This is a genomic window from Roseburia sp. CLA-AA-H209, assembly GCF_020687575.1.
Taxonomy (GTDB): domain Bacteria; phylum Bacillota; class Clostridia; order Lachnospirales; family Lachnospiraceae; genus Roseburia_C; species Roseburia_C amylophila.
In genome coordinates this window covers 88,333-98,594 of the sequence record NZ_JAJEQU010000012.1, presented here as the reverse complement: position 1 = coordinate 98,594, position 10,262 = coordinate 88,333, and the positions used below count along the sequence as shown (strand labels likewise).

Here is a 10,262-nt window from a genome sequence, read left to right as displayed (position 1 = left end):
TTTTTACTTTACAGGAAATTGCTTTCCTGTAAAGTAAAAAACCGCTCCGCGAGGATGCGCACTGAGGCGTATAAGGTAGATGTCGCAAGCGACCGCCGCAGGCGCGAGAATGTGACAAGGCACATTCTTTTTTACGCGAGTTGCTCGCAGTTACCAACGCATCCGTAAGAAGCTGCCAGTGGCAGGTTCTGTAGGTCTATTGCAGCAAATAGAGAAAAATTAGGGGTGTGACAATGACAGGAAAGATTAAAAATGAGCGAAAGAAGAAAAAACAGCAGAATATCCTGTTTCGGATTTTATTTCTGCTGGCACTGGCAGTATTTTTGTATGCGGCAGTAAGATTGATTCTGTATGGAATTACTTACTGGAAAGGAAGCCATGAATATAAGGGACTGCAGAAATATGTCAGTGAACAGCCAAAGGATGAAATCAGTACGGAAGAAAACGGAGAATTTACCGTAGATTTTTCCGGATTAAAGGAGCTGAACCCGGACTGCATCGGCTGGATCCGGTTTGAAAATATTGATATCAGCTATCCGATTATGCAGGGAGAGGATAATGAATATTATCTGAAGCATACCTTTGAGGGACAGGCTGTAACAGCGGCAAGTATTTTCATGGATGCCAACAATCATGCTGATTTTTCTGACCAGAATACCTTCATCTATGGTCATAATATGAAGGACAAGACCATGTTTGGTAAATTAAATAACTATAAGGATGAGGAATTTTATAAAGAAAATCCGTATTTTTATATTTATACACCGGATTATACCTACCGTTATGATATTTTTTCCTGTTATCTGGCAAGAGTGGATAATGAAGTGGATTTCTATACCCAGTTTGCATCCGATGAGCAGTTTCAGGAATTCTTAGATGGTGTAAAGGCACAGTCAGCGTATGATACCGGCGTAGAGGTAACACCAGAGGATAAAGTAATTACATTGATGACCTGCAACAAGGCAGGCTATGATTACCGTTTCTTGGTACATGCGGTACAGACAGAGGCGGTTCCAAACGGTGACGTGGCACCGGCAGAGGAGAATGCAGGCACAGAAAGCGAAGCGGAATAAAAGAGAAAGACTACTTTTAATGGAACAGGAGGCAGCAGAATGGATGGTATCGAGACATTAAAGCAATGGGTCATGGACTCAGATAATATTGTATTCTTTGGAGGTGCAGGTGTATCTACGGAGAGTGGCATTCCGGATTTCCGGAGTGTGGACGGACTTTATAACCAGAAATACGATTATCCGCCGGAAACCATCTTAAGCCACAGCTTTTATATGCGTAAAAAAGAAGAATTTTACCGATTCTACCGGGATAAAATGCTGTGCCTGGATGCAAAGCCTAATGCAGCACATAAGAAATTGGCAGAGCTTGAGGCAGCCGGTAAGTTAAAGGCGGTTGTGACGCAGAATATTGATGGACTGCATCAGGCGGCCGGCAGCAAAAAGGTATTAGAGCTTCATGGCAGTGTCCACCGGAACTACTGCCAGAGCTGCGGAAAGCTATTTGATGCAGAGTACATTTTAAAGAGCAGTGGAATTCCAACCTGTGATGAATGCGGCGGCAGCATCAAGCCGGATGTGGTTTTATATGAGGAAGGCTTAGACCAGCAGACCTTAGAGGATGCGGTGTATTATATCAGCCATGCAGATATGCTCATTATCGGCGGTACTTCACTGGCAGTATATCCCGCAGCAGGACTTATCGATTATTACCGGGGCAATAAGCTGGTGCTGATTAATAAGTCCACCACGCCATTGGACAACCGGGCAGACTTACTGATACAGGGCAGCATCGGAGCCGTATTGTCAGAGGTCTGAAAGAGGCAGAAGAAATTACCTAATAATATAGAAGATAATCATAGAAGAAAGGGACGACATGAATAATTATCAATACGAAGTAGGCGATATTGTAAAATTAAAAAAACAGCATCCCTGTGGAAGCCAGGAGTGGGAAATTCTTCGGGTAGGAGCGGATTTCCGGTTGAAATGCATGGGTTGTGACCATCAGATTATGATTGCCAGAAAACTGGTGGAGAAGAATACCAAAGGGCTTCGAAAAAAAAATGAAACAGAATCGTAAGAATAATAAGAAAAACACTTGCGAAACGGGTCGGATTATGCTATCATATAGGCTCGTGATATGTAAAAATTCCTTGCTTCCCGCATAGACAGGAGGCCAGAGACCAAAAGGAGGTAAATCTAGCATGAACAAATATGAATTAGCACTTGTTGTGAATGCCAAGATCGAAGACGATGTCAGAACTGCTACAGTTGAGAGAGCAAAAGAGTATATCACTCGTGCAGGTGGAACTGTAACAGAAGTAGAAGAGTGGGGTAAGAAGAAATTAGCTTACGACATTCAGAAAATGAGCGACGGCTTCTACTATTTCATCCAGTTCGAGGCAGAATCATCTGTTCCGGCAGAAGTAGAGCAGAATGTTCGTATTATGGACAACGTACTTCGTTTCTTATGCGTTAGAAAAGACGAGGCATAAATAGAAGAGAAGGAGAAAGTGGTATGAATAAAGTTATACTTATGGGACGTTTAACAAGAGACCCGGAGGTTCGTTACTCCAGCGGAGATAACCAGATGGCAATCGCAAGATATTCACTGGCTGTAGACCGCAGAGGCAGACGTGAAGGGAATGATGGGCAGACCGCTGATTTTATCAACTGTGTAGCATTTGGAAGAGCAGGAGAGTTTGCTGAGAAATATTTCCATAAAGGAATTAAGGTACTTGTAACAGGTCGTATCCAGACCGGAAGTTACACCAACAAAGACGGTCAGAAAGTATATACCACTGATGTCATAATAGAAGAGCAGGAATTTGCTGAGAGTAAATCAGCATCCGACAATGCAGGCGGTTTTGCACCGGCTGACAGACCTTCACCAAGCAGTGCAGGCGATGGATTTATGAATATCCCTGACGGAATTGATGAGGAATTACCATTTAACTAAATCAATAGGAGGTAATAGCCATGGCTTTCAATAAGACAGACAGAGATGGTGCGCCAATGAGAAGAAGAGGCGGAATGCACAGAAGAAAGAAAGTTTGTGTTTTCTGTGGAAAAGACAACACCATCGATTATAAAGATGTAAATAAGTTAAAAAGATATATCTCTGAGAGAGGAAAAATCCTTCCAAGAAGAATCACAGGAAACTGTGCAAAACATCAGAGAGCTTTGACAGTTGCTATCAAGAGAGCACGTCATATCGCAATTATGCCTTACGTTCAGGATTAATTCTGAAACCGGCAGGTACACAACGTATACAAAAGGACGATTCGAAAGAATCGTCCTTTTTTGAATGTGCGCCTAGCGGCGCACATTCAAAATACAATCGGGTTGGTCCAGGCGGTCTGTCCAAGCGTATTTTTTACTTCGATACGGACATACTGCTCCAGACCGGTCAGAGGGATTGAGACATGCTGCAGAGGAATGTTATTTTCCATCATGACGGTTCTGCTACTTCCAATATTACCGCCACAGATGAAGTTTACCCGTTCTGCATTTTCACAATCCACATAGATTTCACCATTCCGGAAGCCCCATTGTGTAATGACTGCTCCATTAGAGGAATAGTAATTTCCTTTCAGCAGATTTGCTACAATGCTTTCGTGGTCAAGTTTCTCGGATTTTACCATTACAAATCCACCAAAACTATCCTGGAAAGTTCCACCGTTATGATTGTCATCGGAGGCAAAGCAGGAGATGTCGGTTCCGTGACGAAGCATGGTATCGAAGAATACGGTATCTTCCCCTTCAGCACATTCATTGACGGTATCATAGTTGTAACATTCAATTGCCCAGATGCCCTGCAGTCCGTTTACATCTTCGATATCCACACGGGACCAGACAGGGTGATTATAGGTGGTAAAACAGCCTTTTTTCTTTAAATTATCAGATAAGGTCTGTGCAGCCGCTATTCCGTTCCATTGATTTAGATAGACGCGGATCGGATAAAGCTGGTTTGTGGTAAAAGCATCTGCATCGGCAGTTTTCTGCATTTCCTTTGTGCCAAGAATACCATGGATGTGATGGGCTTTCTTAAGACAGAAGTGGAAGTTTTTATTCCGGAATGCCATAAGTTCCTGAAAAGTCATATCACAGTAACCACGGTTTAAGGTTTCCGCATCGAAAACATCTGAAAAATCGTCGGATGTAATGAGATAGGTGCTTGCTTCAAGTCCCGGAAGAATAATAAAGTCATCACGGTCTAATTCTTCTCTGAGATCGGTATAATAATCATGTTCAGAGAGACAGAGGAAGGAATATCCATGCTCTCTGTAATAGGAAGCCGACTGCGCAGGTGTCAGACGGCCATCAGAATTTACGGTGTGGGAATGAAGGTTTCCTTTAAACCAGGAACCTTCTTCGGAAAACATTTTATCACAGGCTTTCATAGTAATTATCCTCCTTAATCTTCAAGTGGCAGACAGTTCCGTTTTTCTAAAGAAAGCCAGACCTGCTGTTCATCTTTATATAAAGCAAAACTTCTGAAAAGCGTATCTACTTTAAAAGTAATTCCATTTACATCAATATGATAGTGTAAAGTATTTCCAACAGAACGGTTATTTATGATTTTTCCGGAAAGGGTATGCATGGAGTCATTTCCTTCCGGCTTTTCCGTGGAAATCTGAATGGTTTCCGGACGGATGGCAGTCATTTTATTGTCAGGAGCGGCCATCTGGAATGCCTGTAAGAATTCCTCCGGGGATAAAACATTATAATGACCGATAAAACTTGCGGCAAAGCGGGTCTTTGGCTTTGTATACAGTTCAATCGGGCTGCTGACCTGCTCGATTCTGCCATCATTCAGAAGACAGATGCGGTCAGACATACTCATGGCTTCATCCTGGTCGTGCGTAACAAAAATCGTAGTGATGTTAAGCTCCTGCTGGATGCGCCGGATTTCAATCTGCAGATTCTTACGAAGTTTGGCATCAATTGCGCTTAAAGGCTCATCCAGAAGCAGAACCTTCGGGCGGGAAATGATTGCTCTGGCTAAAGCAACACGCTGCTGCTGACCACCGGAGAGATTACCTGGATAGGCTTTCTTCTTATCGGTCAGACCAACGATATTCAGGACATCATCTATTTTGGCTTTCTGGTCAGCCTTTGGCATTTTCTGGATTGTGAGCGGGAAAGATAAATTCTCTTCCACAGTCATATTCGGGAAAAGTGAATACTGCTGGAAAACCATACCGATATTCCGGTTCTGGGCAGGTGTTTCCGTAACATCATTTCTATCCAGAACAAAGGTGCCTTTGTCAATGGTCTCAAGACCGGACAGACAGCGGAGCAGAGTGGATTTTCCACATCCGGAAGGACCAAGTAAACTTACAAATTCTCCCTGCTCTATATTTAATGAAATACCTTTCAGTACTTCGTTTTTGTCAAAAGATTTTTCTATATTTGAAATCTCCATGTAACTCATTTGATTTAATTCTCCTTATTTCCCTGAGGGTTATTTCTGGCTGCACATTTATGAACAGTCAGATTAATGATCATGGTTAAAACCAGTAAGATTACCACGCCGGCACTGAATGACTGCAAATCGGTATTCCGGTTTTTGTAAAGGTAGGTCTGTACTGTTTCGTACTGGGAGGATGCGATAATCTTGATAATGGCAAAATCTCCAAACAGGGCAGAGAAACTGATAAGCGCAGTATTCATAAGTCCCGGAAGAACAGTAGGAACGATAATCTTTACAAATCCATAAAATTTATTGGCACCAAGAATGGAAGCCGCGTCTAATAATGTTTTGGTATTTACGGCATACAGGCTGTTCCGGATTCCCTGATAAGTAAGCGGAAGACAGAAAATACAGTATGCGCACATCAGCATGATAATCCGGTTGGAAAAGATGGTGCCGCTTCCTGCATAGGTTGACAGGATTGAGGTTGCAAGGATAATACCATTAATTGTAGTAGGTATAATACAGCAGACCTGGATATATTTTTCCATGCGTGGAAAATATACGATAGTGGCAAAAAGTGTTAACAGAATGATGATGTTAACAAGGATAACAGGGAGTGCGGAGATGAAAATACCGCGTAAAATTCCAAGGAAAAAGGCAGAATCGGTAAATTTATCAATATAAAACTGAAAAGTCAGATTCTGAGGTAAAATAGAAGTCCATCTTCCTGCAAAGGAATAAATAAAGGAAACAGTCAGAGGAAGGAGTAAAAACAGGGCAATGATAATCTGCCATATAAATCCCAGTGTACGATTCTTTTTCATTTAATCCCTTCCTTTCTGAAATAATTTTTTAACAAAGTTGGTGCAGCCAAGCACTAATAGCATGATAAGAAGCATAACGATAGATAATGCACTACCAAGTTCCGGACGCTGTCTGACATCACCTACAAACATATCTGTAATCTTAATCGGTAATAGCGGAACACCGTTGTTTACCAGCAGATATGGTGTCGTATAAGCAATTAAAGCATTTGCAAAGAGCATATTGACGGTTCCCATGATGGAAGGCATCATAATCGGTAATCCGATTTTCCGCCAGAAACGGAAGGAACTGCAGTTCATCAGTAAAGCCGCTTCTTTCCATTCTTTCCGGATTTCCTGAAAGGCCGGGAGCAGCAGGAGAGTTCCCATTGGAATCTGGAAATAGAGGAAAATAATAAACATTCCTTTTAAAGAATACAAATTATAATTTGCAAGCCAGGAAATATCCATATTTTTTCCGATTAAGACAAATACTCCGGCAGTTCCAAGCAGCGTGACAAAGGCCAGGGTCAATGGAAGCCCGGCGAAGGTGGAAGTAAGATTTAAAAGGGATAAATACCACCGTTTGTTACGTTTTTCGGCATTGCTTAATGCAAGTGCAAGCAGGAAATCAAGGATTGTTCCTAAGAAAGTGGAACATATTGTAATCCAGATACTGTTTTTAATGGCAACCAGATAGCTTGTTTTAGAAAAAATCTCGATATACCAGGATAAGCCGAAATGTCCTTCTCCTGTGGAGAAGCTTTTGGCAAGCATCTGGAAGAATGGAACAAATAAAAAGAAGATAATTAAAAGGAAAAAGGGCATAAAAAAGCCCATTTTCCGCCAGTTTTTTTTGAAATTATTCATGCTGTCACCAACTTCTATTCACCGATAAGAGGAATGATTTCTTCTTCCCAACGGTTGGCAATTTCAGAACAAGCCTTGGTAACAGTATCGTTATCTGTTAATGGAATGGTGTTTGTATATTCGTCATCAGAAATCATTTTTGCTTTCAGATCATCTGGAAGGACAACATCTTCACGGATTGGTCTTGCATATCCTCTTGCCCGGTCAATCTGACCTTCATCACTTAAGAGATATTCTACTGTTAATGCAGCGGAGTAAGGATGTGGTGCATATTTATTGATAACCAGACAGTATCCGGACTGGACAGCACCGTCCTGCATAACATGACATTCCATATTAAGGTCTGGATTATTATCTGCTACAATATCACGATACTGTAAAGAAAGATAATCCCAGGTTACTAAAACATCGATTTCACCACGGTTCAGACGTTCTACACTGCCGTCAGCAACATCAATACGTCCTTCACTTGCCAGTTCTTTGAAGTAGTCAAAAGCAGGATCAAGATTCTCTGCATCACCACCCATGGCATAAGCACAGGATAAAACTGCCATCTGTGAGCTGGCACCTCTTAATACATCACCTAAAGTAACTTTTGCATCACTGTTTTTCAGGTCTTCCCAGGAAGTGATCGGATCGGAAACGTTATTGGTATTTACCAGTGCACTCATAGTGCCAAGATAAGAAATCGTCCATTTACCATCTGGATCTTTTGCCCAGTCAGGAATGGAATCCCAGGTGGAAGCTTTATAAGGCTGTACAACATCCATATCAACGGCAGTTGGTCCAAACGCCTGTCCTACGTCGCCGATATCTTTGGTAGGAGAATCTTTTTCACTTTCAAATATTGATAATTCTTCTGAAGAAGTCATATCTGTATCATCATGCTCAAGACCGTAGGTTGATGTGATATTTTCCCAGCTGCCTTTCCAGTTGGCCCAGTCATCCGGCATTCCAACAGAAGAAATAGTTCCTTCTTCTTTGGCTTTTTCCTTAATTGTATCTAAGGATACGGAAGTGAGGTCTACGGATTCAGAGGATGAACTTTTACCACAGCCACTGAGTAAACCGGTTGATAAAATACTGATAATTAATAAAGTACTTACAAATTTCTTTTTCATAATAACCTCCATAAAATGTCGTTTTTTTGTATAAGCACAAATGACATTCTAAGAGAAGCAGGTAAAATCCATAAGTGGATTTGCGTAAAAAATGAACCAAGATTGTAAAGCGTATGAAAAATCAGAAGTGACTGGAATAAGGTAAAAGGACAATTGGTACAAAGGAAATCGGTTGCGAAATAGAATAAGGTATGGTATATTACTCTATGTAACTGCGTTAATGCGCTAAAGAACAATGAATGTAAGGGAGAAATTATCATGAAAACATTGAAGAAAGCATTAGTAACTGGTTTAGTTGCCGTAATGATGGTAGTAAACCTGGCTGGCTGTGGAAAATTTGATGCAGCAGCTTATGTAGAGTCCTGTCTGGATCTTTTAACAAAAGGAGAGACAGAGCAGTACATGAAAATGACCGGCCGTAGCAAAGAGCAGGCAGAATCTGATTACGAATCTAACATCGACGCTATGATGACAGAGATGGATCAGTTCAACTTATCCGATGAGTTAAGCAACAGCTATCGTCAGCTTTTTAAAGATGTATATGCAAAAGCAAAATACACTGTAAAAGATGCTGAGAAGATGGATGACAAAGACGGATATTATGTAACTGTTGAAATTGAGCAGATGACAGGCCTTTTTAACGGAATCCAGGAAGAACTTATGACAGAGTTCACAGAGTGGGCAAATTCCTTTGATGCAGATACTTATCCAACAGAGGATGAAATGTATGAACAGATGTATCAGATGATGTATGATCTTATGAGTGCAAGAGTAGACAGCATCACATACAATGATCCACAGGAAGTTGTTGTAGAAGTGATTGGAGAAGACAACGTATACAGCATTTCTGATGGAAGCATGACAGAGCTTGATGAAGCATTATTAGATGTAGCAACAGAGTAATTAAAATCAAAAATCTATAAAATAAGAAGAAAGCAGGTAATTGTGAGAGCAGTTACCTGCTTTTTTACATACAATTTACAAAACCATAGCTTTGCATTTTACGTTCCCCCGTTATGATAACAATTGTCACGAAGACGAGAAAAGAAAAAATAAATCATTTTGGAGGAAAGAAAATGAAAAAGAAATTATTATCCGTAATGCTGGTAGGAGCATTAGCAATCAGCGCATTAACAGGATGTGGAAGCAAAGAAACCGCATCAGATGACAGTCAGAAGACAGGCACAACAACAGAGGCAGACAGCAGCAGTGATGCAGCAGATACATCAGATTTTGATAACAGTGAAATGATTAACGTACAGTCCAGAGAAGATGGTTCCGGAACAAGAGGAGCATTTATCGAGCTGTTCGGCATCGAAGAGAAAGATGCAGATGGAAATAAAATTGATAACACAACTGAGGAAGCAAACATCACAAACAGTACAGAAGTAATGCTTACATCAGTAGCTGGTGATGAATATGCAATCGGTTATGTATCACTTGGTTCTTTAAATGATACCGTAAAGGCATTAAAGATTGACGGAGCAGAAGCAACTGCAGAAAACATCAAAGCCGGTACATACAAAATCGCAAGACCATTTAACATTGCAACCAAAGGTGATGCAACAGGACTTGCAGCAGATTTCATCAACTACATCATGAGTGATGAAGGACAGAAAGTAATCGAAGACAATGGTTATATTTCACAGGGAAGCAACGGAGCATTTACATCGGATGGTTCTACCGGAAAAATCGTAGTAGCCGGTTCTTCTTCCGTAAAACCAGTAATGGAGAAATTAATTGAAGCATACAAAGCAATCAACAAAGATGCAGAAATCGAACTTCAGGAATCTGATTCTACAACAGGTATGATAGCAGCAATGGAAGGAACCTGTGATATCGGAATGGCTTCCAGAGAATTAAAAGACAGCGAAACAGAAGGCGGACTTACCGCACAGGTAATCGCAATGGATGGTATCGCAGTAGTAGTAAACAACAGCAACCCAATGGATGAGATGAGTTCAGATAATGTAAAGGATATCTTCACAGGTGCAGTAACAACCTGGGATGAAGTTGCAAAATAAATCTGCAAGTAGGA

The 10,262-nt window shown here is 41.1% G+C and carries 13 protein-coding genes; 8 read left to right on the top strand and 5 right to left on the bottom strand.

Annotated features, from left to right (window positions below):
- Positions 1 to 233 precede the first annotated feature (233 nt).
- From srtB to rpsR, 6 genes are all read left to right on the top strand, one after another.
- A complete protein-coding gene (gene srtB, locus LKD41_RS11755; protein WP_022244271.1) occupies positions 234 to 1,073 on the top strand; it encodes a class B sortase in 840 nt (279 codons plus the stop codon).
- A 39-nt stretch (positions 1,074 to 1,112) separates the two neighbouring features.
- Entirely contained in the window at positions 1,113 to 1,829 is a 717-nt protein-coding gene (locus LKD41_RS11750; protein WP_022244270.1) for an NAD-dependent protein deacylase, read from the top strand.
- 58 nt (positions 1,830 to 1,887) lie between these two features.
- On the top strand, positions 1,888 to 2,091 hold the full coding sequence (locus LKD41_RS11745; RefSeq protein WP_227701276.1) for a DUF951 domain-containing protein: 204 nt from the start codon (positions 1,888 to 1,890) through the stop codon (positions 2,089 to 2,091).
- A gap of 124 nt (positions 2,092 to 2,215) precedes the next feature.
- Positions 2,216 to 2,506 carry a 30S ribosomal protein S6 gene (rpsF, locus tag LKD41_RS11740; protein ID WP_022244268.1) on the top strand — a complete coding sequence of 97 codons (291 nt, stop codon included), beginning with the start codon at positions 2,216 to 2,218 and terminating at the stop codon, positions 2,504 to 2,506.
- 23 nt (positions 2,507 to 2,529) lie between these two features.
- Entirely contained in the window at positions 2,530 to 2,970 is a 441-nt protein-coding gene (locus LKD41_RS11735; RefSeq protein ID WP_022244267.1) for a single-stranded DNA-binding protein, read from the top strand.
- Positions 2,971 to 2,990: 20 nt separating this feature from the next.
- Positions 2,991 to 3,254 carry a 30S ribosomal protein S18 gene (rpsR, locus tag LKD41_RS11730; RefSeq protein WP_022244266.1) on the top strand — a complete coding sequence of 88 codons (264 nt, stop codon included), beginning with the start codon at positions 2,991 to 2,993 and terminating at the stop codon, positions 3,252 to 3,254.
- Between the two features lie 86 nt (positions 3,255 to 3,340).
- Here rpsR and LKD41_RS11725 read toward each other — a convergent pair whose 3' ends face one another.
- Genes LKD41_RS11725 through LKD41_RS11705 form a run of 5 tightly spaced genes read right to left on the bottom strand, consistent with a single transcriptional unit; the run spans position 3,341 to position 8,224 of the window.
- Complete coding sequence (locus LKD41_RS11725) at positions 3,341 to 4,414, bottom strand: PHP domain-containing protein (protein WP_227701275.1); 1,074 nt, start codon at positions 4,412 to 4,414, stop codon at positions 3,341 to 3,343.
- Between the two features lie 14 nt (positions 4,415 to 4,428).
- Positions 4,429 to 5,448 (bottom strand): ABC transporter ATP-binding protein, encoded by a 1,020-nt coding sequence (locus LKD41_RS11720; RefSeq protein WP_227701274.1) that lies wholly within the window; start codon positions 5,446 to 5,448, stop codon positions 4,429 to 4,431.
- Positions 5,449 to 5,453: 5 nt separating this feature from the next.
- Positions 5,454 to 6,254: an ABC transporter permease gene (locus LKD41_RS11715; protein ID WP_227701273.1), complete on the bottom strand. Its 801-nt coding sequence runs from the start codon at positions 6,252 to 6,254 to the stop codon at positions 5,454 to 5,456.
- Positions 6,255 to 7,103 (bottom strand): ABC transporter permease, encoded by an 849-nt coding sequence (locus tag LKD41_RS11710; protein WP_227701272.1) that lies wholly within the window; start codon positions 7,101 to 7,103, stop codon positions 6,255 to 6,257.
- A 14-nt stretch (positions 7,104 to 7,117) separates the two neighbouring features.
- Positions 7,118 to 8,224, bottom strand: a complete 1,107-nt coding sequence (locus LKD41_RS11705; RefSeq protein ID WP_227701271.1) for an ABC transporter substrate-binding protein — start codon at positions 8,222 to 8,224, stop codon at positions 7,118 to 7,120.
- A gap of 258 nt (positions 8,225 to 8,482) precedes the next feature.
- Here LKD41_RS11705 and LKD41_RS11700 point away from each other — a divergent pair, with 258 nt between their 5' ends.
- Both LKD41_RS11700 and LKD41_RS11695 read left to right on the top strand, forming a co-directional pair.
- Complete coding sequence (locus LKD41_RS11700) at positions 8,483 to 9,127, top strand: hypothetical protein (protein ID WP_117697928.1); 645 nt, start codon at positions 8,483 to 8,485, stop codon at positions 9,125 to 9,127.
- 173 nt (positions 9,128 to 9,300) lie between these two features.
- Entirely contained in the window at positions 9,301 to 10,248 is a 948-nt protein-coding gene (locus LKD41_RS11695) for a substrate-binding domain-containing protein (protein ID WP_227701270.1), read from the top strand.
- The last annotated feature ends 14 nt before the right edge of the window (positions 10,249 to 10,262 follow it).